We start from the raw sequence: 21,523 nt of genomic DNA, 5'->3' as shown, positions 1-21,523 counted from the left end.
CCTTCCCTATCTATCTTTTTCAGCTGCTTTTTCATACGCAGTATGCCAGTCAGGATATTTTCTCTTCAATGATACTGGACGGAAGTTTTCCTTCTTTACGCATACATGCACAGAACTTCCTGTCAGTGCTAACTCTCCTTCTTCATTCAGGATTTCATATCCGTATTTCACACGGAAGCCATCATATTCCTCAATCCACGTTTTAATAATGGCAGATTGTCCGTACCTTAATGGTTTTTTATAGGAAGCCTGAATATCAATGACAGGAGAAATAATGCCGTCCTCTTCCATACTTGCATAACTGAAGCCCAGTTCTTTTATAAAGCTGGTTCTACCTATTTCCATCCATACTAAGTAATTCGCATGGTATACTACGCCCATTTGGTCTGTCTCCGCATAGCGGACATCAATCTTTGCTTCACTGATTACCATATTTTTGCCCACATCCTTTAAGTCTCTAACGCAATTTTCTCCTCTACATAGTACCATATAGGATAAAATGCCGCTTAAATCCCGCCTAATGACATAAAAAAGAGGGCTTTTATGAAACAAGCCCTCTGACAGATTTAATGTAATTGGCCGTTATCCCGTGCCTCATCCTTTACCTCCAGCCTCATTGCTTCAATGCTTTCCCGTCTGCGTGCGTTTTTCTCTTCAACTTGCCTTTTCGTTTCTTCATTGTCACTAAGAGCAAGTGTTTCTTCTGCTCTTTCCATGTTCTCAATTGTGTTATGAATCATTTCCTGCAGTTTTTCAACGTTATCGCTTCTATCATCTGGATTTGGTTTCGTTCGTTTTGCCATTTTACATTCCTCCTAAATGGTTGGTACATTTTTAGCTTTTATCAATTGGAGAAAAATTATAAGTGGCGAATCCGGCCAAAAGAAAACCCGGCTTAGCCGGGTCCGTTTATTGCGTTTATCTTATTCGCCCTTAGTCTGTATTACCTGGGCGTGGTCGCCTGATTTATCCTGCATTTTTTTCCCTTTGTTGCCACTGGAACCACGGGGTTGTGTACCAAGATGCTTGGGCACAAAATGTTTGCTGTCTTTTTTAGGATTTCCCATGTGCTCATCCCTCCTGACAATATTTTTGCCAGGGACAGTTAAAATCATAGATGGAAAAACAATACTTTTATTCAGCCCTGCCTAGGCGCTTGGCTTCCAGGCGCTGTTCGATCTTTTCCATTAACGCTTGGTCTTTCATAATTTGGCTTTTATTTTCAGAGACAAGCTCTGCAAAAGAGCGTTTACGTGGCTTTCGCATCGTATCACCTTCCTTAATCACTATTCTAACAGTAATTATGCCCGGAAACGGTTTCAATTATTACAACTTTTTGAAAATTTAATCGAAAAAACAAAATAACGGATAATTGTTACAAATGTTTCCAATTTGTAATTTTATAAAAGCCGCCAAAGGATGCTGGCGGCCAAATCTTAATCTAAATCATTTATATATTGGACCATGGCATCATGTGGCATGGCTCCTCTGAAAACATCCTGGATAATTCCCTTGCTGTCAATAAAATAGGACGACGGGATGGCAACGATTTGGTAAAGCGAATTGATTTTATCATCCGTATCTAAAAGAATCGGGAAAGTGATGCCATTTTTATCAACAAAACCTTGCACATCGAGTTGTGGATCGATATTGACGGCTAGAATGGCTACGTCATCGCCAACCTCAGTAGAAAGCTGCTGCATGGCTGGCATTTCTGCTTTGCATGGTCCGCACCAGGTCGCCCAAAAATTCAACATGACTTTTTTGCCTTTAAACTCTGATAGCTTGACGGTTTCACCAGTTAACGTTTTTAACTCGAAATCCGGTGCCTTCACCCCGGCTTTAAGGCCATCGACTGGCGACTCCGGTTTTGAATTTGCTTCATCTTTTTTATCAAAAGCCTGGTACATGGCTATGGCCATCATCGCAATCAATAATCCTGCTGCAATCCACTTTTTTGCCATTTGGGCTCCTCCTTTTTAACTCTATACCGATTTTACACTATATAGAGTGGGGAAATAAACATACCTTTAGGACAAAAAAATGCCGGATTTGTGACAATTGAAAGTTTAATCTTTTGGCTTAAAAAAACACCATACGGACATATGCCCATATGGTGCTCTTATTTACCATTATACAGTTTTCAGCTTTTCACGGAGTACCATTGGCAATATTCCCCCGTGGCGGTAATAATCAATTTCTACTTCTGAATCGAAGCGTACTAGCACATCAAACTCCGTTGTTTTACCGTCTTCGCCAACAGCGGTCACCTTCACAAGATCCCTTGGACGAACAGTTTCATCTACATGGACAGTAAATGATTCTTTACCGGACAATCCAAGTGTTTCAGCATTTTCGCCTTCTTTGAATTGTAGTGGCAGGACGCCCATCATGACAAGGTTGGAACGGTGGATCCTTTCAAAGCTTTCAGCGATGACTGTTTTAATGCCAAGGAGGTTTGTTCCTTTAGCTGCCCAGTCACGGGAAGATCCCATGCCGTAATCCTTGCCGGCGATGACTGCCAAACCTGTGCCAGCTTCTTTATATTTCATGCATGCATCATAAATGGTCGTTACTTCACCAGTTGGCCAGTAGGTTGTGAAGCCACCCTCTGTGCCCGCTGCGATTTGGTTTCTGATCCTAATATTCGCGAATGTACCGCGCATCATGACCTCATGGTTGCCCCTGCGTGATCCATATGAGTTGAAGTCACGTGGTTCAACTCCTTTTTCACGCAGATATTTGCCAGCTGGGGTATCTTTACCAATCGCGCCCGCCGGTGAAATGTGGTCAGTCGTGACGGAATCCCCGAATTTCGCTACAACCTTTAATCCGCTGAGAGGCTCAACCGTGCCCGGCTCAGGGGAAAGCCCTTCAAAATAAGGAGGATTTTGAATATAAGTGGAATCAGCATCCCAGGAATACAATGGTTCATTGCTTGTTTTTATTTCATTCCAGCGTTCGTTGTCGCTGAATACATTCTCGTATTCTTTCCTGAATAATTCAGGTGTTACCGTCTTTTTCACTACTTCATTTACTTCATCTGTAGCCGGCCAAATATCCTTGAAGTAAACATCGTTTCCATCGCGGTCTTTACCGAGCGGCTCAGTTTCAAAATCGATATTCACATTACCTGCAAGCGCGTAGGCGACAACAAGCGGTGGTGAAGCCAGGTAGTTCGCCTTTACAAGCGGATGGATACGGCCCTCGAAGTTCCTGTTTCCTGACAATACGGAGGTTACGAGCAAATCGCTATCAGCGACAGCTTTTTCGATTTCCTCCCGTAGTGGTCCCGAGTTTCCGATACATGTCGTACATCCGTATCCAACGAGGTTGAATCCGAGCTGCTCAAGATATGGAAGCAAGCCAGAGTCACGGAGGTAGCCTGTTACGACTTTAGATCCCGGTGCAAGGGATGTTTTGACGAACTTAGGAACTTCCATTCCGAGTTCAACGGCCTTCTTAGCAAGCAAGCCGGCACCGACAAGCACGTAAGGGTTCGATGTGTTTGTACAGCTGGTAATCGCGGCAATGGCTACTGCACCTGTCTTCATCGAAGTTTGGTCCCCATTATGGAAAGTAACCTTAATTTCTTTATCAAGCTCTTTTCCTTTCAGTCCAAAGCCCTGGTTCCCCTGTGGCGCGCTGATAGCTTTGACGAACTCCTCCTTCATTTTGGAAAGAGGGATCAAATCCTGCGGTCGTTTAGGGCCGGAAAGGTTTGCCTCGATTGCAGAAAGGTCGATTTCGACAACAGCTGTGTATACAGGGTTATCATCCGGGTTGAAGAACAATCCGTTCGCTTTGCAATATTCCTCAACTACCTTGATTTGCTCTTCATCACGCCCTGTGAGGCGCAGATACTCAAGGGATTCATTGTCAATCGGGAAGAATCCGCATGTTGCCCCATATTCAGGTGCCATATTGGCAATGGTCGCCCGATCGGCAAGCGGAAGCGCGGAGACGCCAGGACCGAAGAATTCGACGAACTTTCCGACTACTCCCTTGCTCCTCAGGACTTGTGTTACTTTCAGGGCAAGATCTGTTGCGGTCGCCCCATTCGGAAGTGTACCGTTCAATTTTACGCCGACAACTTCTGGTACTGGGAAATAGGATGGCTGGCCGAGCATCCCTGCTTCAGCTTCGATTCCGCCAACGCCCCAGCCAAGGACGCCAAGTCCGTTGATCATCGTTGTATGTGAGTCTGTTCCGACAAGAGTATCAGGGAATGTTTCCAATTCCCCTTCGGAATTTTTCGCGACATGGACTACATCGGCAAGGAATTCAAGGTTTACCTGATGGACGATCCCTGTTGCCGGTGGAACAGCGCGATAATTATTAAATGCTTTTTGGGCCCAGTTCAAAAACTGGTAACGCTCGGCATTCCTTTCAAACTCAAGAAGCATATTTGCTTCAAGGGAACCTGGATTGCCATATTGGTCTACCTGGACAGAGTGGTCGATGACGAGGTCGACAGTTTTTTCCGGGTTGATCATATCCGGATTTCCGCCGAGGTCGGCGACGGCCTTGCGTAATGATGCAAGGTCAACAACTACCGGTACGCCTGTAAAATCCTGAAGGATGACGCGCGTCGGTTTAAATGGAACGTCTACTTCCCTGACTTCGCTTGTTCCCCATTTCGCAAGATTTTCAACATGCTCCTTCGTAATGACACGGCCATCATATTGCCTTAATACGGACTCCAACAAAACTTTAATGGAGTATGGCAGATTGGATACTTTGCCTGCGCCTGCTTCTTCAAGGGCGGAAAGACGGTAGTAATGATAACGTTTACCGTTCGCTTCAAATGAAGAGCGGGCATTGAATACATCGTAATTTGACATATGTACTTACCCCCTTAATTACATACCACAATGATAAATCAAAATATTGTAAAAGTCGAAAAGTTTGAATTTATGCGGTTGTCAACGACTTTTCACACATTTATATCGTAGTATAATAAGTCCCCTATGTAAATGACAGGATAATTATAAAATAATATAAGTTTTTCTTATCACTTAATCCATCAAATTATCTCTTGCTGAAATGGCAACACTAATAACGGGAGGTGATGAAATGCCAAGACGCAGGGCAAACCATGTCCGCCCCGGGATGAATGCAGCTAAAGCCCAGGGAATCGGCGCTGGATATAATGAAGAAGCAGGAAATGAACCTTTGACCGAAATGGAAAGGCAAAATAATAAAAAGCGTAAAAAGAACCAATAACAGAGCCGAACAATAAAAAAGAACAGGCGTCAAATCAGCCTGTTCTTTCACTTACTGAAAATTATTTACTTCTTCCACAATTGACTTTAAATCGTGCTGAAACTTTTCCAATTGTGACCGCTGATGCTCAGAAGCCACTTCCAGAGCGTTCTCGATTTGTTGGTATGCTTCATTTACTTCATTTTTTAGATGTTTAAGCTGATAGCCGTAGCTTGCGCTATCGCGGATGATTTCAGAATAAAGCTCCCTTGCCTCCTCCACTCCCTGCTGGGCAGCCTGGAAGGCCTGTTGTTTATTTTTATGGTACGGCATGGTGTCCACTCCTTCATGATGTTGAGCTTGTACCGTTAAAATGTGCGAAATTCCATGAAATATTCAGGCAAAAACAAACAGCCTTAATAAAGAGTGCCAATGCCTGCCTTAAGGATAATTTCAATTATAGAACACATTCTAATAGCAGGAGGGATGGAAATGGCGAAAAAAGATATCCGAAAAAATGCCCAGAGTGTGCAAAATACCAGCCAGCCGGAACCCATGAGTGGTTCGCACAAAGTGAAAAATCGCCAGCATTCAAGGCAAAAGCACAATTCACACCATGATATGTGAGGAAAAAAGCCCCCTGGATGAACATTTCAGGGGGCTTTCTATATTGGTCATATCACCATTTAGCCAATGAATGAAGGATGATGGACTCTTCTTCAGAGGAAACTGTCCTTAAGTCCAGGATGACTTCTTCATTCTGGATTCGGGCTATGATTGGCTGTTCAGTTTCCAGCCTTAGTTTTTCGGCCAGCTGGCCAGCGGATAGTGTTTTATGCGAAAGTGAAACGGAATAAGACGGAAGATTGACATCAGGCATTGTGCCCCCGCCAACCTGGCCCATTGAAGGGATCGCTTCTCCTTTATACCTATCCGTTTTTGCAAAAAGGTTCTTGATAAATTGTTCTGACCGCCCTTTTAATTCATCAGGGCTTGTTAACAGATTGTTGACAGTTGGTATATTCCTAATCCCGGCTTCACCCTTCGCGTAGTCGAGTAGTGTTCCTTCAAGTGCGGCTAAAGTCATTTTATCAACCCTGACCACTCTTGCAAGCTGATGTTTTTTTATTTTATCAATATGATCCTTTTTGCCCGCAATGATTCCCGCCTGAGGTCCGCCAAGCAGCTTATCCCCGCTGAAAGATACGATGTCCGCCCCCATTCCAAGCACTTCCTTTACATGGGGCTCCTCGCCGATGCCGTGTTTTTTGAAATCATATAGTGCCCCGCTGCCAAGGTCTTCATAAAAAATAATATTATCCAAGCTATCGGTAAGCTGGACCAGTTCATCTGTTTCGACTGATTTCGTAAAACCAATCGTTTTAAAATTGCTAGTATGTACCTTCATGATCATCGCTGTGTTTTCATTGACAGCATTTTCGTAATCATACAGGTGAGTTTTATTAGTCGTTCCGACTTCAACAAGCTGTGCTCCGCTTTCTCCCATAATGGAAGAAATTCTGAAGGATCCGCCAATTTCGACAAGCTGTCCCCTCGAAACGATTACCTCCTTGTCTTTTGCAAGCGCGCGCAAAATTAAATAGACCGCTGCGGCATTATTATTGACGACCATGGCAGCCTCTGCACCTGTAATTTCCTTTAAGAGGTTTTCGATATGGCTGTGCCTAGATCCCCGCTCCCCTTCCTGAAGCTTATACTCGAGATTGGAATAATTGCCGGCAACTTCTGCCGCGTGGCGGATGGCTTCCTCGCTGAGCCTTGCGCGGCCAAGGTTTGTATGTAAAATGGTTCCTGTCGCATTGATTACTTTTTTGAGGGTGTATGAGTACATATGCCCCACCTTTTCAGCGAGCCTGATAAAGAAGAAATCGGCAAACGGGGCTGTGCCGGGAGCAGGACCATCCCAATTACCGGATAAAATGCCGTCCCTCACCTCATCGATCACAAACCGGACCTGTTCGACAAGGTGGCTTGGATCCATATTCGTTTCCAAAAGCAATTCTTTAAAGCGGCTGTCCTGCTGAAGCTCATGGACTGGCGGAATTGACCGAAGCAACTGTTTCAATAGGAAAACTCCTTTACCTATAATATCGCGCCTCCATTATACCATTTTTCCTGACAAGAGAATGTGGAGAAATTGAGGGACAAAATGCGCAAGCGCCTTGATCAGCCCCGACCAGCATAAGACGGAGCCCGGAGGATGGGCCTGCCCTCCGGAGGGATATGGCTTATGACCTCGAGGGGCTAGGCGCTGGAGCTGGATTCAAATAACTTGTCTGAAGTTATACACACAGTATTATTTTATAATTTCCTAAACAACGAAAAAACAAGCTCCCCGGGAAATCTTCCGGAGAGCTTGCTGGTTTATAGAGATTCCATCTTGCTGATTACCTCAGCGGCCTTTGGGAAAAGGCCTGTGTCATTTTTTGAATAGAGCTTCTCGCCGTTAACGGTAACCTCGAATATTCCCCCCTTAGCGGGAATTAATTCCATCACCTTAATATTCTGGCGAAAATGAGTAAAGAGTTCTTCCGCGAAACTCGCGGCTTTAGGCGCATAATTTCACATCATGCAAAATTCGACTTTAACTTCATACCCTTTCATGCAAAAAACCTCCATCATTGTCAATTAATGATAAAGCCATTGTAGTATATCCTGAAAAACTTTCGCAAATCTTCTGCCTGCCAGCATGCAGAATTCACTTGTTAAAGGTATACTATGGATGGAGGTGGACAAATTGAGCGAGCAGGAAAAAATCCGCCTGACCTCTTTATCAACGAAAGCAGGTTGAGGCTGCAAAATTGGTCCTGAGGACCTGGCGCAAGTTTTGCGCCTTTTGCCAAAGCAAGACCCAGTCCCGGAGCTTTTGGTCGGGCATGAGACTTCCGATGATGCGGGAGTTTATCTATTAACAGAATCGATTGCATTGATCCAGACAGTGGATTATTTCACTCCTATTGTGGATGACCCCTATATGTTTGGGCAAATTGCTGCCGCCAATTCTTTGAGTGATGTATATGCAATGGGCGGCGACCCGAAGACAGTCCTGAATATCGTCGGGTATCCGATAAAAAAACTCGGACCGGAAATGTTGTCGGAAATACTGCGCGGTGCCGGAGATAAAGTGAAGGAAGCTGGCGCGCTTACAATTGGCGGCCATTCCATCGACGACCAGGAACCGAAATTCGGTTTATCCGTCACGGGGCTCGTCCATCCGGAAAAAGTGTGGAAAAATGTTGGTGCCGTCCCGGGTGACGCGCTTGTGTTAACCAAGCCGCTCGGTGTCGGAATTATGACAACAGGCATCAAACGCGGCGCGGTAACGGCCGAGCAGGAGGAAAAAGTAACGTCGGTTATGGCGATGCTGAATAAGACTGCCGCCGAGGCACTGAAAAAATACACTCCGCATGCCGTTACGGATGTGACAGGCTTCGGCCTGCTCGGCCATGGAAGCGAGATGGCGGGCGGAAGCAAGGTCAGCTTTGAAGTCGATTTTGCCAAAGTCCCTTATTTGGAAGGAACGTTGGAATTGGCCCGGGATGGAGTCGTCCCTGGCGGCTCGAAATCAAACCACGCCTGGCTGAAAGACGATATTCTGTACAATGGACTTTCTGTCGAAGAGCAGTTAATTGCCTGTGATGCAATTACATCCGGCGGACTTCTTGTCTCGATGCCTGCCGATCAGGCTGTGAATTATGTTGCAGACCTTCACGCTTTAGGCCTTGAAGAAGCTTCTGTTATCGGGAAAGTGACAGAGCAGAAAGAAAAACTCATTTACATCAGCAAAAAATAAAAACGGCATGCCATGGCCGTTTTTATCTTTAGCGCTGAAAAAGAGCCTGAACGGAAGATTCACATCATCCGCTCAGGCTCTTGTGTTTACATTTTTTTGCTTACTTTCTCAAGCATGTCTTTAGTCATGAAAGCTAGGTCGTACTCAGCCTTGAATCCCCACTCCTGTGCCGCGGCTGAAGCATCCAGTGAGTTTGGCCAGCTGTCGGCTATTTTTTGGCGCACCGGGTCTACCGCATACGTCAACTCGAATTCAGGGATATGCTTCCTGATTTCCTCCGCAACCCCTTCTGGATCGAAACTCATTGCTGTCACATTGAAAGAGTTTCTGTGGACCAGCTTTGCAGGGTCCGCTTCCATTAGGTTCACAATCGCGTTCAAGGCGTCAGGCATATACATCATGTCCATATAGGTGCCCTTATCAATAAAAGACGCGTATCTTTTATTTTTGACAGCCTCATAATAAATTTCGACCGCATAATCGGTCGTGCCCCCGCCAGGAGGAGCCACATAGGAGATCAGCCCGGGGAAACGAACCCCGCGTGTATCGACTCCAAATTTATGGTAGTAATAATCGGAAAGAAGCTCGCCGGCAACTTTATTGACTCCGTACATGGTCACTGGGCGCATGATTGTATCCTGCGGGGTACCGTCCTTCGGAGTTGAAGGGCCAAACGCGCCGATCGAACTAGGCGTAAAGAATTGTGCATCAACCTCACGAGCTGTTTCGAGTGCATTCATCAATCCGCCCATATTCAGGTTCCAGGCGAAGACCGGCTTAGCTTCCGCTGTCGCCGATAGGAGCGCGGCAAGGTGCATCACGGCGTCCACGTTATATTTTTTTGCAATCTCCACCATTCTGTTCCCATCTGTTACATCAAGAATCTCATACGGTCCGCTCAAAGCCGCTTCATTTTCTGAGTTTTGCTTAATGTCTGTTGCGATAACATTGTCGTTTCCGTAAATTTCACGGAGCCTAAGTGTCAGCTCAGAGCCTATCTGCCCAAGGGCGCCGGTAATCATGATTCGTTTCATTGCAGGTATCCTCCCCATATGCAAAGCCAGATTCAGTTTATCGTTAGTTGAGTTATTTAATGACGCCCATTTCTTTGCCGACTTTTTCGTAGATAGAAATGGCTTTATCGAGCATATCCTTTGTATGGGCCGCGGTTGGCATATTGCGCACCCTTCCTGTTCCAGCGGGTACAGTTGGGAATACGATCGATTTTGCGTAGACACCTTCATCGTTCAGCCTTTTGCTGAATTCCTGGGTCAGCTTTTCTTCCCCTATGATGCATGGCGTAATCGGCGTCTCGCTGTCTCCAATATTGAAGCCAAGATTTTTCAGGCCTTTTTTCAAGTAGTTTCCGTTTTCCCAGAGGCGCTCATTTAACTCAGTGCTTTCTGTCAAAATATCAATGGAAGCAATGGATGCGGCCACATCCGCTGGTGTGAGGGATGTTGAGAAAAGGAATGGCCGGCTTCTCACCTTAAGCCAGTCGATCAGGTTTTTCTTCCCTGCGACGTATCCGCCGACAACACCGATCGCTTTTGACAATGTCCCTATTTGGAAGTCGATTTTATCCTGAAGGCCAAAGTGCTTCACTGTCCCTGCGCCTTTTCCTAACACGCCTGAACCGTGGGCATCATCTACATACGTCATTAGGTCGAATTCCTCGGCAATTTCAACAATTTCAGGGAGTAGGGCAATGTCGCCATCCATTGAAAAGACACCATCTGTAATGACCATCAATTTTTTATAAAGTCCGGATTCCCTGGCTTCTTTTGCCTTTGCGCGAAGGTCTTCCATATCCGAATGGTTGAAACGGATAATTTTCGCACGAGACAGCCTGCAGCCATCGATAATGGAAGCGTGGTTCAGCTCATCGGAAAGAATGGCATCATTTTTATCCATGACGGCAGAAATCGCAGCCATATTGCAATTGAAACCAGATTGGTAGGCAATCGCAGCTTCCGTGCCTTTAAATTCAGCCAGCTTTTCCTCCAGTTTGACATGGAGCTCAAGTGTCCCGTTGATCGTCCTGACAGCACCTGCTCCGACACCGAATTGTTCGATCGCCTGTTCCGCTGCTTTCTTAAGCCTCTCGTCTGTTGCCAGGCCAAGATAGTTGTTTGAAGAAAGGTTGATCAGCTCCCTGCCCTTGATTTTAATCATAGGACCATTGGGGCTTTCGAGCGGGTCAATGACATTGTATAGACCTTTTTCTTTTAAATCTCCAAGATTTGTATCAAGGAATTGCTCCAGTGTTTTGCTGGACATCTGAATCTCTCCTTTTGTATGAATTATTGTAAAACGTCACCGGTATGTAGACAGTTGTCTTTCTGGCGTGGACACATATACTTCCTTAAATTACAGGAGTTTAAAGGGGTAAATCCCTTTCCTACTATAGCATATTTTAACCTTTGTTCATACTGCAAGGACATTTTAACCTTTTTTAAAACATAATGGAAGCATTTTGGTTGCGCTTACATTAAGAAAAGCGCAAGCGCCTGTTCAGCGCCGTATGGACTGGAGGGCCCCGATGGAGATAAAGGAAACACGATAAGCGTGAGCGAATCGATGTTGACTTATCGTAGCGAGGGGATCGAAGTACATTAGGCGCTAGGCGCTGGAGCTAGACATATTTTATATATTCTTATCTTTGAAAAAATTCTACTGGCAAAAATTATTCTTGTAAACTTCGGTTGCATCTTTTTAACTTCATGATATAATTAGCCTTACTTTTAATATCACTCGTATAATGGCAGGGATATGGCCTGCAAGTTTCTACCGGATTACCGTAAATGATCCGACTATGGGTGGCGATGGATGGATGACTCTATTTTTTGCGCATCCTTCTTTTCCTTTCGGTTATATGCCCAAAGGCTATTGCTTCCCTTCTATATTCAGGGTGCAATGCCTTTGGGCTTTTATTTTTTCATAGGGGGAACAATCAATGGAAAGCTTGAAGAAAAAAATTCAGCAGGAAGGCCGCGTGCTTTCTGAACAGGTATTGAAAGTCGATTCATTTCTAAACCATCAAATAGACCCATCTCTTATGCGGGAAATAGGTGTGGAGTTCGCTGACAGGTTTAAGGAAGACGGAATTACAAAAATTCTCACTCTTGAATCGTCCGGAATCGCACCGTCCGTAATGGCGGGGCTCGAAATGAATGTACCAGTCATTTTTGCGAGAAAAAGAAAGTCATTGACGTTGACAGAAGGTTTGTTGTCTGCGAGTGTTTATTCATTTACAAAGCAGGAAACTTCCGAGATTTCCATTGCCGCAAAATATTTGGATTCAAATGACCGCGTTCTGATCATTGACGATTTCCTGGCAAATGGCCAGGCAGCCCTCGCACTCATCAAGCTGACCGAAGACGCTGGAGCTACTGTTGCGGGGCTTGGGATCGTGATCGAAAAATCTTTTCAGAAAGGCAGGAAGCTCCTTGAACAAAAAGAAATCAAAATTGAATCTCTGGCCAGGATCACTTCCCTTGAAAATGGACAAGCATCATTCTTCAATGAACTAAAGGAGGAACCTGCCCGATGAAAACTGGTTTCCTGAAGACCTCCTCACTTGGAATCCAACATGTCCTTGCCATGTACGCCGGTGCTGTAATCGTCCCGCTTATTGTCGGTAATGCACTTCATATGTCCACCGCGCAATTAACCTATCTGGTCGCAGTGGATATTGTCATGTGCGGAATCGCAACAATTTTGCAAGTGTGGCAAAACCGCTTTTTCGGAATCGGCCTTCCGATTGTACTCGGGTGTACGTTTACAGCTGTAGGACCGATTATCTCGATCGGCCATCAATATGGGATTGCTTCCATTTACGGTGCTATTATTGTTTGTGGTTTGTTCGTCATATTGTCAGCCCGGTTTTTCAGCAAACTGCTTAAGTTCTTCCCGCCCGTCGTAACGGGTTCGGTTGTTACGGTGATCGGGATCACGCTTATTCCTGTCGCGATGAATGATATGGCTGGAGGCGTTGGCAAGTCTGATTTCGGATCGCTGACAAATATCGCCCTATCTTTTGGAACTTTGATTTTTATCATTCTTATGTACCGGTTTGCCAAAGGTTTTATTCGTTCCGTTGCCATTTTGCTTGGCCTTGTGTTCGGTACCGTAGCGGCCTCATTTGCGGGTAAAGTCAATCTATCAGCCGTACATGAAGCGTCATGGTTGAAATTCCCGGAGCCCTTTTACTTTTCCCTTCCGGAATTCCATATCGTCCCTATCCTGACGATGATTCTCGTCGCGATGGTCGGGATTGTCGAGGCAACGGGAGTTTATCTTGCTCTAGCTGATATTTGCGGTAGGAAGCTGTCAGCAGATGATATGGCAAAAGGGTACCGTGCTGAAGGGTTCGCGATCATCCTTGGCGGCATTTTCAACGCCTTTCCTTATACGACTTATTCGCAAAATGTCGGGCTCGTCCAGCTTTCAGGGGTAAAAGGGAAAAAAGTGATCTATACTGCAGGAATTATGCTGGTTTTCCTTGGCCTTGTCCCTAAAATTGCCGCCCTTACGACTGTCATTCCAACTGCGGTTCTTGGCGGGGCGATGGTTGCGATGTTCGGAATGGTGATTGCGTACGGGATCAAAATGCTGAGCCAGGTGGAATTCGCTTCGCAGGAAAACTTGCTGATCATTGCCTGCTCTGTTGGTATTGGCCTTGGTGTAACAGTAGTCCCTGATTTGTTCGCTAATCTTCCCGAAGGCGTGAAAATCCTCACCAATAACGGGATTGTTGCTGGAAGCATGACAGCAATTATCCTTAACCTCATCTTCAATGTTTTCAAACCTGCTAAGCAGGCGGAAACGGTGGAAGTATAGAAAAAAGTGGAGTCCCGTTCAAATGGGACTCCACTTTTTTTATTTGAACAAAGGTTAAGTGATATAGAGAATAATTTCACTCGGAAGTGAACGTTATTTCTGTAAAGTTGAAATAAAATTTACTAGGTAGCGAAATTTTGTTCAATGTTGATTTTTCATTCGTTTACTTGCAGCCCCATCAGCTTTTCACCCCATGGCGCCATCCCTTTGTCTTCGAATCTGCAGGATTTATACAGCCTTGAAGCTGATTCGTTTTCCGGATGATTACCAACCATGATCAACCTGCATCCTTCGTTCTGTTTAAGCCTGTCCGTAAGCAACTGGAGTCCTTTTTTGCCATACCCTTTCCCTTGGCTCTCTTTATCGATCATAAAACGGTAAATCCAGTAGTTATGTTCATCAGGATCAAGGCCCGCCATTGCATACCCTATCATCCTCTCTCCATCCTGAATTCCCCCGGCTTCAAAGTTGTCAAGAAACTGTACTTCAGCAATTGAATATAGATTTGGTGCCATAAAATCCTTTTAATCTTCGTGTACTTTTAATCTTGCACACTCTTCCCAGTTATCCTTTGTCAGTTCTGTAAGCTTTAAATTCAAATTGATTCCCCCTTTTTCATTATTAATTTCTTTACTATGCCAAAAAATCCTTTTTTTACACGGGTACACTTCTGCTTTACGCTTCAGGGATATAGCGGATTCGGTAAAAATCTTGTATGATAGGAAAATAGGTGTATTTTTAAAAGAAGTGAGGAATTCAATCGAAATGGCACTATTAATTGTAGAAAATTTAAGTCATACATTCGGGGATCGCACCCTTTTCAAAGATGTCTCTTTCCGGCTATTGGCCGAGGACCATGTTGGCCTCGTTGGCGCGAACGGCGTCGGTAAGTCAACGCTGATGAATATTATTACGAATCAACTCATCCACGACAGCGGGAAGGTCGAATGGACACCTGGCGTGCAATACGGATACCTGGACCAGCACACCGTACTTACCGCGGGACGCTCGATGCGCGATGTTCTCCGTGATGCCTTCCTTCCCCTTTTTGAAAAGGAACGGGAGTTGAATGAAGTGACGGCTAAAATGGCCGATGCGACTCCTGAAGAGCTTGAAGAACTTCTGGAACGGATGGGAGAAATTCAGGACGCCCTTGACGCCGGAGGATTTTACACATTGGATATTAAGATTGAAGAAGCGGCTCGGGGGTTGGGGCTTGATGCGATTGGCCTTGACAGGGATGTCGCGGCGCTTAGCGGCGGACAGCGTACAAAAGTGCTTCTAGCCAAGCTTTTGCTCGAGCAGCCGAGAGTCCTTTTGCTCGATGAGCCGACAAACTATCTCGATGTCGAACATATCCGATGGTTGTCCGGCTATCTGAAGGAATATCCGTATGCTTTTCTGCTCATTTCCCACGATACGGAGTTTATGAACTCAGTTTCGAATACAATTTTCCACCTGGAATTTTCAAAGCTGACCCGCTATACGGCGACGTATGAAAAATTCCTCGAGCTTGCTGAAATTAATAAAAATCAGCATATAAATGCGTACGAAAAACAGCAAGAATTCATTAAAAAACAGGAAGATTTCATTGCGAAAAATAAAGCCCGTTATTCAACGACCGGCCGTGCAAAAAGTCGACAGAAACAGCTGGAGCGCCTGGAGCGGATTGATCGCCCGGAAACAGCTATTAAGCCGACTTTCGAATTTAAAGAGTCGCGTAGTAGCAGCCGCTTTGTTTTTGAAGCGAAGGATTTGGAAATTGGCTATACTCATCCCCTCCTGCCCAAAATGGACATGGTCATCGAAAAAGGCGAAAAAATCGCGATTATCGGCTGCAACGGAGTCGGTAAATCAACTTTACTGAAAACAATGCTAGGCAAAATCGATCCTCTTGGCGGTAAAGTGGAACGTGGTGATTTCCTCTTCCCTTCATATTTTGAACAGGAAGTGAAAGCAAAAGACGTCACTCCGATTGATGATGTCTGGAATGAGTTCCCTTCGCTCGATCAGCATCAAGTCCGTGCCGCTCTCGCGCGCTGTGGTTTGAAGAATGAGCATATATCCCGCCCACTCAGCCAATTAAGCGGCGGTGAGCAAGCAAAAGTCCGGCTCTGCAAGCTGATGATGTATGAAAGCAACTGGATCCTGTTTGACGAGCCGACTAACCATCTGGATATTACCGCGAAAGAAGAATTGCAAAAGGCACTTAAAAACTATAAAGGCACGATTGTCCTCGTCTGCCATGAGCCTGAATTTTATGAGGGATGGGTAACGAGGGTTTGGAATGTGGAAGAATGGTCTATAAAAGCTTAAACAATGAAATGGTTCCCTGCAGCTAATTGGCTGCGGGGATTTGTTTTGCCAGAGAAAGCTATATCGAGAATTTCGATTGACTCATATGGACTGTATCGATAATTTGAATCATGGCTATATTGTTAAATCCATTGTACTTTCGCCTTTTTTCTATAAAATTAACAACAGTGAACTTACATGATTATAACGGAGGCAATCTATATGAAAAAATGGCTAGTCGTTTTCCTTGCTGCGTTACTGATGCTGGCTGCTGCGGGATGCGGAAACAAAGAGGAATCGTCCGATTCAGTTGAAAATAATAAGGGTAAAGTTTTTAAAATCGGCGCGATCCCCGATCAAAGCGCCACTGAGATGAAAAAGAGCATGGATGCGGTCGCAAAACACTTGTCAGAAGAAACAGGTATGAAAGTTGAATTTGTCCCATCAGTTGATTATGCTGCACTTGTAACGGCCTTTCAGCGCGGGGATATCCAGCTGGCGTTTTTTGGAGGATTGACAGGCGTGCAGGCGAAAAGCCTGGTCCCTGAAGCGGAGGCAATAGCCCAAAGGCCGCGTGATGCGGAATTTCACTCCGTATTTATTACTCAAAAGGATTCGGGCATCAGCTCGCTTGGCGACCTGAAGGGGAAATCTTTTACTTTCGGAAGTGAAAGTTCAACTTCTGGCCATTTAATGCCCCGCTACTATTTAATGAAGGAAGGCATTGACCCTGCCAAGGATTTTGACGACCAGCCGAATTTTTCCGGCTCCCATGATACAACCTACAAACTGATTGAATCGGGGGCGTTTAAGGCGGGTGCCCTGAATGAAGCTGTTTGGGAAACCGCTGTGAAGGAGAAAAAGGTCGATACAAATAAAGTCAATGTTTTTTACACAACTCCGGCCTATTATGACTATCATTGGATGATTAATAAAACGGATAAAGAGACAAAAGAAAAAGTAAAAACAGCGCTTCTTTCCATGACGCCCGAACAGCTTTCCGGGCTGAACATGTTCGCAACCGATAAATTTATCGAGACGAAAAACGAAAATTACCAGGCGATTGAAGAAGTTGCAAAAGAATTGAAGATTATCAAGTAACAGGTGTGATGGAAATGGAACAAATCAGAATGTTAGAGGCTATTAATATTTCAAAATCGTTTGGGAAGAAGTCTGCACTCTCTTCCCTTTCTTTTATTATTTCCAAAGGCGAGAAAGTCGCACTGATCGGTCCGAGCGGCGCCGGGAAAACAACTTTGCTGAATACTATCGTCGGCACGGTAGAGCCTGATGAGGGCGAATGGATTGTCGCTGGAAAACGTCGCTCGCTTTATAAAAGCGGAAAAGCTTTTGCCAAGAAAGCCGGGGTCATCCGCCAGCAATTCGACCTTGTCGGCCAGCTCGCGGTCATTCATAATGTCCTCGCCGGTCGGCTTGCCGATTGGGGTCTTGTAAAATCACTGATTTCGCTGTTCCTGCCCCGGGACAAGCAAATGGCTGAGCTTGCCCTACGGCGGGTCGGCCTTGAAGACAAGATGTTTGAGGAGACCTCCTCCCTTTCCGGCGGAGAACAGCAAAGGGTCGCCCTCGCCCGCTTGCTTGTCCAAAAGCCGGAAATCGTCTTGGCCGATGAACCAGTAGCGTCCCTTGACCCAGCCCGCGCGGAGGATGTTTTAGCTGTCTTATCCTCCATCGTTTCGGAACAAAATCAGACGCTCATCGCCAGCCTTCATTCAGTCGAGTATGCCAGAAAGTATTTCTCGAGGATTATTGCGCTCAAGGATGGCCAAATCTTTTTTGACCTTCCGACAGAGCAGGTTACGGATCAACTTCTGGGCGATTTATATAAGCTGAAAGTGGTCCAGGCCAATGAATAACACACTGGCGTCCCGGTTTAGGTCCCATAAGCGGCTGACATTGACAGCTATTTTACTGTTTGTTTTTATATGGAGTTTATCATTCGTCGAATGGGGTTCCGGATTGGCCCATTCCGGCGGCAGTACAATGATTATTGAAATCTTTAAAGGGCTTGTTTTCCCTTCCCTTTCCTCGGACGTGCTTTTGCTTGGGCTTAAAGCTTCATGGCTGACCCTCGCCTATGCCACTGCCGGAATGGCGATTGCCTTCGTCTACGCTTTTATAGCAGGGGTTTTGGCTTCTGGGGTTCTCTTTAACGCCAAAGCTTCCAGGTTCTTTTCAAAATTATTCTTCCGCGGAATCCTTGGATTTACTCGGTCGATCCATGAATTAGTTTGGGCCTGGCTTTTCGTTGCAGCCATTGGACTTTCCCCTTTCGCGGCAATATTCGCTCTTGCCATTCCATATGGCGGTATTTTAGGGAGGATTTTTGCGGATATGCTGACGGATGTCCCGGGACAGCCGATTGAAGCTTTGAGAACCGCCGGGGCCTCAAGGCTGCAATTATTGTTTTATGGGTACCTGCCCCTTGTAAGAGCAGACTTTATCAGCTATTTGATGTACAGGTACGAATGCGCGATCCGCTCGTCTGCGATCATGAGCTTTGTCGGTCTTGGCGGTCTAGGTTATCAGATTCAATTAGCATTGGCGGACTTGAAATATGATGAAGTGTGGACGTATGTTTATTTCTTGATTCTTTTAGTGATTTTGATTGATGGCTGGAGCAGCCTTGTGCGCGGCGCCTTGCTCAATAAAGGAAAGAATAAGTTTTTTATGAGCGGAAAGATTTCTTTTTTTCTCGCAGGGATTCTGATCGTTGTTTCGTGGCTTTATATTTATGTGGCCGAGGGAGCTGGTTTATCGTCTCTTCTTACACACGAAAACGCATCACATGCCGCCAGTTTTTTCGGTGGGATGGCAGGGATTGGCGAAGACTCTCCTGCGTTCTTCCAGGCTGAAAGCTGGAGAAATGCACTTAGCATGACGTTTGATACGCTCGTCATGAGCATTATGGCTATCGGTTTTGCCACGGTGGCAGCTTTTTTTACCGTTATTCCAGCAGCCAGGAATATCGCTGACGGGAGTTTGACGGCAACAAAGCATTGGTATAATTGGATTGTATTTGCCATCGTGCGAATTTCTTATATTTTTTCACGTGCGGTGCCTGAACTTGTCTGGGCGATGTTGATTGTGTTTATTTTGAAGCCTGGTCTATTGCCTGGGGCGATTGCCCTTGCACTCCACAACTTTGGGATATTGGGAAAGCTGTGGGCCGAAGTCATTGAAGATATGGATGCAAGGCCAGTCAGAAACCTGGCAAGCGCAGGCGCTTCAAAGTGGCAAAGCCTTTTTTACGGGGTTATTCCCGCTGTCATGCCTAAGTTCCTTACCTACATCCTCTATCGATGGGAAGTCATTATGAGGACAACCATCGTCGTCGGCTTCGTAGGTGCTGGTGGGCTCGGACAACAGTTTAAATTGAGCATGAGTTTCTTCCATTACTCGGAACTCACCCTACTTCTGTTATGTTATATGATGCTTGTATTTTTGGCTGATCTCATATCAGAATCTGCCAGGAAATCAGTAAAGTGAAAGTCAAGACAGCAAAAAGCCGCCGGGATTATGATTCCATGGCGGCTTTGTTTTGATTAAAGGCTTCCCATTCTTCCTTCAGTATACCCATTTTAATGGAATCATATAGGTTTCCATTGTAGAGCCTTGCTTTTCTAATCCGCCCTTCCATCATCATGCCGAGTTTTTCTCCCAGCCTGATCATTCTTTTATTCCCTGACCATGTTGTATAACCAATCCTATGAATCGGGAGGGTGTTAAATAAGTGGCCGATCCATAACTTCAATGCCTCGGTTCCATATCCGCCATTCCAAAAGGATGGAGTATAAATAACTATGCCGACCTCAAGCCAGAGGGACGGCTTATGTTCCCAGTAATACGATACACTGCCAATTAACTGTCCTTCCGCCCAGATCCCCCACCTCGTTTCGAGCCCTTCTTCTATAAGAATTTGCATGCTGATAATATATTCTTCCTTTTCTCTTTTCTTTAAAGGAAAATAAGGTGCATCCCACTTCTTCCATTCAGGATTTTCTTCTCCGTACGCAAGTTCCCAAAGAACCGGCAAATCTTCATTTTCAAACGGTTTTATCGTAATTATCTCTCCTGTTATCATTTGCTTCCACCTACTTTTCAAACGGAATGGCCAACAGTACGGCTCGCTGCCACGGCTCTTTCTTTTTTTGCAAAAATAACTGCCATGCTGCGTTCACCCCTTTTTCTATCTTATTAAATCTTTGCCAAATTACCAAGTAAAGGAGTGCGGATTTTGTAGACTGATTGATGTTCTGTTATCTGAATATTTAGAATATAATTGGGGTTGAATAAAAAAGGAGGTTAAGCATGAATTATTCAAAATTGAGAAGTGTACTTGTATTCATTTTGTTATTCGGAACTATTTTTGCCCCAGCGGTTTCAGCTGAAAATGTAGGCGGAAAGAAGCTGAAAATTGTGGCACTAGGCGACTCCATTACGTTTGGCTGGAATCTTGGCACTGACAAAACAAAGCCCTCAGATTATGCATTCCCGGGTTTGATTGGTGAACGCGACCATAAAGTGACAAATCTCAGCAAGACCGGCTGGACTTCCACCCAGCTCTTAACGGCTATGGAACATGAACCTGCTTTCGCAGATGCAATTAAAAAAGCAGATGTGGTCACTTTGAATATCGGCAGCAATGATTTAATGCAGGCTGCCGGTCTTTCTGAACTCATCAAAAGCGGCAAACCTGTGGAGGTAACTCCTGAGATGTTACAGAAGGTACAGGCTGCGGTTTATCAGCTGAAGATTAATTTGAATAGCATACTCGCAAATATCCGGGCTAAAACTGACGCGCCAGTTATTTTGTATACCCTTTATAATCCTTTCGGTCTCACTAGCAACCCAGTCCTTAATTCATTTCACTTTATGGGTGAGAGCTTCATTGGACAAGTGAATGGACAGGTAATCAACCCAAGTGGTAAGCTGGGCTCCATCTTAATTGCCGATGCCTATTCGGCATATAATGGAAAGCAGGCCCAGTACATACTGCCAGGTGATATCCACCCGACAGTCGATGGCCAATATGCATTGGCAAAGCTTGCCGAACAGCAAATTGTCGCGCTTGGGGATCCTAAAGTTAAACTGAAATTTGCCAAGCAATAATTTCTATTCATGAAGGCTTGTGGGAAAACATCTTCCCGCCAAGCCTTTTTTGCTGCTATCAACCACTATCTCTTTAATAGTAAACGATAGCAGACTGTTATGGACTTAAAATTTTCGCCTGATGTTTTTGATATAATGGGTCGAAAAACCCGTATGTCTATTTAGACCGTTTAAGTTGACTTTTCTTTCATAAAATATAAGATTATCTTATCTGTTAAGATTCGCCAGCTGCTT

At 45.1% G+C, this 21,523-nt stretch carries 22 protein-coding genes, 1 pseudogene and 1 riboswitch; of the genes and pseudogenes, 10 read left to right on the top strand and 13 right to left on the bottom strand.

What is annotated here, in order from left to right; translation table 11 throughout:
* Positions 1-6: 6 nt before the first annotated feature.
* From BN1002_RS10815 to acnA, 6 genes are all read right to left on the bottom strand, one after another.
* Positions 7-432, bottom strand: a complete 426-nt coding sequence (locus BN1002_RS10815) for an acyl-CoA thioesterase (RefSeq protein ID WP_048827892.1) — start codon at positions 430-432, stop codon at positions 7-9.
* Positions 433-566: 134 nt separating this feature from the next.
* Positions 567-803 carry a small acid-soluble spore protein Tlp gene (gene tlp / locus BN1002_RS10810; protein ID WP_048825038.1) on the bottom strand — a complete coding sequence of 79 codons (237 nt, stop codon included), beginning with the start codon at positions 801-803 and terminating at the stop codon, positions 567-569.
* Positions 804-923: 120 nt separating this feature from the next.
* Complete coding sequence (locus BN1002_RS10805; RefSeq protein ID WP_048825037.1) at positions 924-1,067, bottom strand: acid-soluble spore protein N; 144 nt, start codon at positions 1,065-1,067, stop codon at positions 924-926.
* Between the two features lie 67 nt (positions 1,068-1,134).
* On the bottom strand, positions 1,135-1,266 hold the full coding sequence (locus BN1002_RS10800) for an FbpB family small basic protein (RefSeq protein WP_048825036.1): 132 nt from the start codon (positions 1,264-1,266) through the stop codon (positions 1,135-1,137).
* A 170-nt stretch (positions 1,267-1,436) separates the two neighbouring features.
* The gene (locus BN1002_RS10795; protein ID WP_048825035.1) at positions 1,437-1,964 is read right to left on the bottom strand and encodes a redoxin domain-containing protein; all 528 of its coding nucleotides are present in this window, start codon (positions 1,962-1,964) and stop codon (positions 1,437-1,439) included.
* A 168-nt stretch (positions 1,965-2,132) separates the two neighbouring features.
* On the bottom strand, positions 2,133-4,844 hold the full coding sequence (gene acnA, locus BN1002_RS10790; RefSeq protein WP_048825034.1) for an aconitate hydratase AcnA: 2,712 nt from the start codon (positions 4,842-4,844) through the stop codon (positions 2,133-2,135).
* A gap of 232 nt (positions 4,845-5,076) precedes the next feature.
* Between acnA and sspO the strand changes: the two genes are divergently transcribed.
* Positions 5,077-5,226 carry a small acid-soluble spore protein O gene (gene sspO / locus BN1002_RS10785; RefSeq protein WP_048825033.1) on the top strand — a complete coding sequence of 50 codons (150 nt, stop codon included), beginning with the start codon at positions 5,077-5,079 and terminating at the stop codon, positions 5,224-5,226.
* Between the two features lie 51 nt (positions 5,227-5,277).
* On the opposite strand, the gene BN1002_RS10780 is transcribed toward sspO, so the two are convergent.
* Entirely contained in the window at positions 5,278-5,538 is a 261-nt protein-coding gene (locus BN1002_RS10780) for a hypothetical protein (protein ID WP_048825032.1), read from the bottom strand.
* 159 nt (positions 5,539-5,697) lie between these two features.
* Between BN1002_RS10780 and BN1002_RS23270 the strand changes: the two genes are divergently transcribed.
* Positions 5,698-5,832 carry a small acid-soluble spore protein P gene (locus BN1002_RS23270; RefSeq protein ID WP_442853395.1) on the top strand — a complete coding sequence of 45 codons (135 nt, stop codon included), beginning with the start codon at positions 5,698-5,700 and terminating at the stop codon, positions 5,830-5,832.
* A 52-nt stretch (positions 5,833-5,884) separates the two neighbouring features.
* Here the strand turns inward: BN1002_RS23270 and selA are convergent, their stop codons facing one another.
* Both selA and BN1002_RS24495 read right to left on the bottom strand, forming a co-directional pair.
* On the bottom strand, positions 5,885-7,291 hold the full coding sequence (selA, locus tag BN1002_RS10775; RefSeq protein WP_048825031.1) for an L-seryl-tRNA(Sec) selenium transferase: 1,407 nt from the start codon (positions 7,289-7,291) through the stop codon (positions 5,885-5,887).
* Between the two features lie 299 nt (positions 7,292-7,590).
* Positions 7,591-7,776 (bottom strand): annotated as a pseudogene (locus BN1002_RS24495) (Rdx family protein); the annotation flags it as partial.
* Between the two features lie 172 nt (positions 7,777-7,948).
* Between BN1002_RS24495 and selD the strand changes: the two are divergent.
* Positions 7,949-9,019 (top strand): selenide, water dikinase SelD, encoded by a 1,071-nt coding sequence (selD, locus tag BN1002_RS10770; RefSeq protein ID WP_442853394.1) that lies wholly within the window; start codon positions 7,949-7,951, stop codon positions 9,017-9,019.
* An 86-nt stretch (positions 9,020-9,105) separates the two neighbouring features.
* Here the strand turns inward: selD and BN1002_RS10765 are convergent, their stop codons facing one another.
* A complete protein-coding gene (locus BN1002_RS10765) occupies positions 9,106-10,053 on the bottom strand; it encodes an L-threonine 3-dehydrogenase (protein ID WP_048825029.1) in 948 nt (315 codons plus the stop codon).
* A 52-nt stretch (positions 10,054-10,105) separates the two neighbouring features.
* Positions 10,106-11,299, bottom strand: a complete 1,194-nt coding sequence (locus tag BN1002_RS10760) for a glycine C-acetyltransferase (protein WP_048825028.1) — start codon at positions 11,297-11,299, stop codon at positions 10,106-10,108.
* Between the two features lie 454 nt (positions 11,300-11,753).
* A riboswitch (purine riboswitch) is annotated at positions 11,754-11,855 on the top strand.
* Between the two features lie 120 nt (positions 11,856-11,975).
* Here BN1002_RS10760 and BN1002_RS10755 point away from each other — a divergent pair.
* Positions 11,976-12,572: a xanthine phosphoribosyltransferase gene (locus BN1002_RS10755; protein ID WP_048825027.1), complete on the top strand. Its 597-nt coding sequence runs from the start codon at positions 11,976-11,978 to the stop codon at positions 12,570-12,572.
* A complete protein-coding gene (locus BN1002_RS10750; RefSeq protein ID WP_048825026.1) occupies positions 12,569-13,861 on the top strand; it encodes a nucleobase:cation symporter-2 family protein in 1,293 nt (430 codons plus the stop codon). Before BN1002_RS10755 ends, BN1002_RS10750 begins: the two co-directional genes overlap by 4 nt.
* A 155-nt stretch (positions 13,862-14,016) precedes the next feature.
* Here BN1002_RS10750 and BN1002_RS10745 read toward each other — a convergent pair whose 3' ends face one another.
* Positions 14,017-14,376, bottom strand: coding sequence for a GNAT family N-acetyltransferase (locus tag BN1002_RS10745; protein WP_148362763.1), 360 nt, complete (start codon positions 14,374-14,376; stop codon positions 14,017-14,019).
* 250 nt (positions 14,377-14,626) lie between these two features.
* On the opposite strand from BN1002_RS10745, the gene BN1002_RS10740 reads away from it, so the two are divergent.
* The 4 genes from BN1002_RS10740 (at position 14,627) to BN1002_RS10725 (ending at position 19,666) form a co-directional block, all read left to right on the top strand.
* Positions 14,627-16,177 (top strand): ABC-F family ATP-binding cassette domain-containing protein, encoded by a 1,551-nt coding sequence (locus BN1002_RS10740; protein ID WP_048825025.1) that lies wholly within the window; start codon positions 14,627-14,629, stop codon positions 16,175-16,177.
* A 201-nt stretch (positions 16,178-16,378) separates the two neighbouring features.
* On the top strand, positions 16,379-17,257 hold the full coding sequence (locus BN1002_RS10735; RefSeq protein ID WP_048825024.1) for a putative selenate ABC transporter substrate-binding protein: 879 nt from the start codon (positions 16,379-16,381) through the stop codon (positions 17,255-17,257).
* A 14-nt stretch (positions 17,258-17,271) separates the two neighbouring features.
* Positions 17,272-18,033, top strand: a complete 762-nt coding sequence (locus BN1002_RS10730; RefSeq protein WP_048825023.1) for a phosphonate ABC transporter ATP-binding protein — start codon at positions 17,272-17,274, stop codon at positions 18,031-18,033.
* Positions 18,026-19,666: a PhnE/PtxC family ABC transporter permease gene (locus BN1002_RS10725; protein ID WP_048825022.1), complete on the top strand. Its 1,641-nt coding sequence runs from the start codon at positions 18,026-18,028 to the stop codon at positions 19,664-19,666. The genes BN1002_RS10730 and BN1002_RS10725 overlap by 8 nt, the downstream gene beginning before the upstream one ends.
* 28 nt (positions 19,667-19,694) lie before the next feature.
* Here BN1002_RS10725 and BN1002_RS10720 read toward each other — a convergent pair whose 3' ends face one another.
* Positions 19,695-20,261, bottom strand: a complete 567-nt coding sequence (locus BN1002_RS10720) for a GNAT family N-acetyltransferase (RefSeq protein ID WP_048825021.1) — start codon at positions 20,259-20,261, stop codon at positions 19,695-19,697.
* Between the two features lie 227 nt (positions 20,262-20,488).
* Here BN1002_RS10720 and BN1002_RS10715 point away from each other — a divergent pair, with 227 nt between their 5' ends.
* Positions 20,489-21,289, top strand: a complete 801-nt coding sequence (locus BN1002_RS10715) for an SGNH/GDSL hydrolase family protein (RefSeq protein ID WP_048825020.1) — start codon at positions 20,489-20,491, stop codon at positions 21,287-21,289.
* Positions 21,290-21,523 lie beyond the last annotated feature (234 nt).

Origin of the sequence: Bacillus sp. B-jedd, from assembly GCF_000821085.1 — a bacterium.
GTDB lineage: Bacteria > Bacillota > Bacilli > Bacillales > Cytobacillaceae > Bacillus_D.
The sequence above is the reverse complement of the archived record's forward strand: the minus strand, read 5'-3'. Positions and strand labels throughout refer to the sequence as shown.

Bases quoted from the DNA above. Each gene is read 5' to 3' on its own strand.
- BN1002_RS10765 (WP_048825029.1), bottom strand. From the start codon at position 10,053: ATGAAACGAATCATGATTACCGGCGCCCTTGGGCAGATAGGCTCTGAG.
- BN1002_RS10780 (WP_048825032.1), bottom strand. From the start codon at position 5,538: ATGCCGTACCATAAAAATAAACAACAGGCCTTCCAGGCTGCCCAGCAG.
- BN1002_RS10795 (WP_048825035.1), bottom strand. From the start codon at position 1,964: ATGGCAAAAAAGTGGATTGCAGCAGGATTATTGATTGCGATGATGGCC.
- tlp (WP_048825038.1), bottom strand. From the start codon at position 803: ATGGCAAAACGAACGAAACCAAATCCAGATGATAGAAGCGATAACGTT.
- BN1002_RS10740 (WP_048825025.1), top strand. From the start codon at position 14,627: ATGGCACTATTAATTGTAGAAAATTTAAGTCATACATTCGGGGATCGC.
- BN1002_RS10730 (WP_048825023.1), top strand. From the start codon at position 17,272: ATGGAACAAATCAGAATGTTAGAGGCTATTAATATTTCAAAATCGTTT.
- BN1002_RS10815 (WP_048827892.1), bottom strand. From the start codon at position 432: ATGGTAATCAGTGAAGCAAAGATTGATGTCCGCTATGCGGAGACAGAC.
- BN1002_RS10725 (WP_048825022.1), top strand. From the start codon at position 18,026: ATGAATAACACACTGGCGTCCCGGTTTAGGTCCCATAAGCGGCTGACA.
- BN1002_RS10720 (WP_048825021.1), bottom strand. From the start codon at position 20,261: ATGATAACAGGAGAGATAATTACGATAAAACCGTTTGAAAATGAAGAT.
- BN1002_RS10735 (WP_048825024.1), top strand. From the start codon at position 16,379: ATGAAAAAATGGCTAGTCGTTTTCCTTGCTGCGTTACTGATGCTGGCT.
- sspO (WP_048825033.1), top strand. From the start codon at position 5,077: ATGCCAAGACGCAGGGCAAACCATGTCCGCCCCGGGATGAATGCAGCT.
- BN1002_RS10760 (WP_048825028.1), bottom strand. From the start codon at position 11,299: ATGTCCAGCAAAACACTGGAGCAATTCCTTGATACAAATCTTGGAGAT.
- BN1002_RS10745 (WP_148362763.1), bottom strand. From the start codon at position 14,376: ATGGCACCAAATCTATATTCAATTGCTGAAGTACAGTTTCTTGACAAC.
- BN1002_RS23270 (WP_442853395.1), top strand. From the start codon at position 5,698: ATGGCGAAAAAAGATATCCGAAAAAATGCCCAGAGTGTGCAAAATACC.
- BN1002_RS10715 (WP_048825020.1), top strand. From the start codon at position 20,489: ATGAATTATTCAAAATTGAGAAGTGTACTTGTATTCATTTTGTTATTC.
- BN1002_RS10750 (WP_048825026.1), top strand. From the start codon at position 12,569: ATGAAAACTGGTTTCCTGAAGACCTCCTCACTTGGAATCCAACATGTC.
- BN1002_RS10800 (WP_048825036.1), bottom strand. From the start codon at position 1,266: ATGCGAAAGCCACGTAAACGCTCTTTTGCAGAGCTTGTCTCTGAAAAT.
- BN1002_RS10755 (WP_048825027.1), top strand. From the start codon at position 11,976: ATGGAAAGCTTGAAGAAAAAAATTCAGCAGGAAGGCCGCGTGCTTTCT.
- BN1002_RS10805 (WP_048825037.1), bottom strand. From the start codon at position 1,067: ATGGGAAATCCTAAAAAAGACAGCAAACATTTTGTGCCCAAGCATCTT.
- acnA (WP_048825034.1), bottom strand. From the start codon at position 4,844: ATGTCAAATTACGATGTATTCAATGCCCGCTCTTCATTTGAAGCGAAC.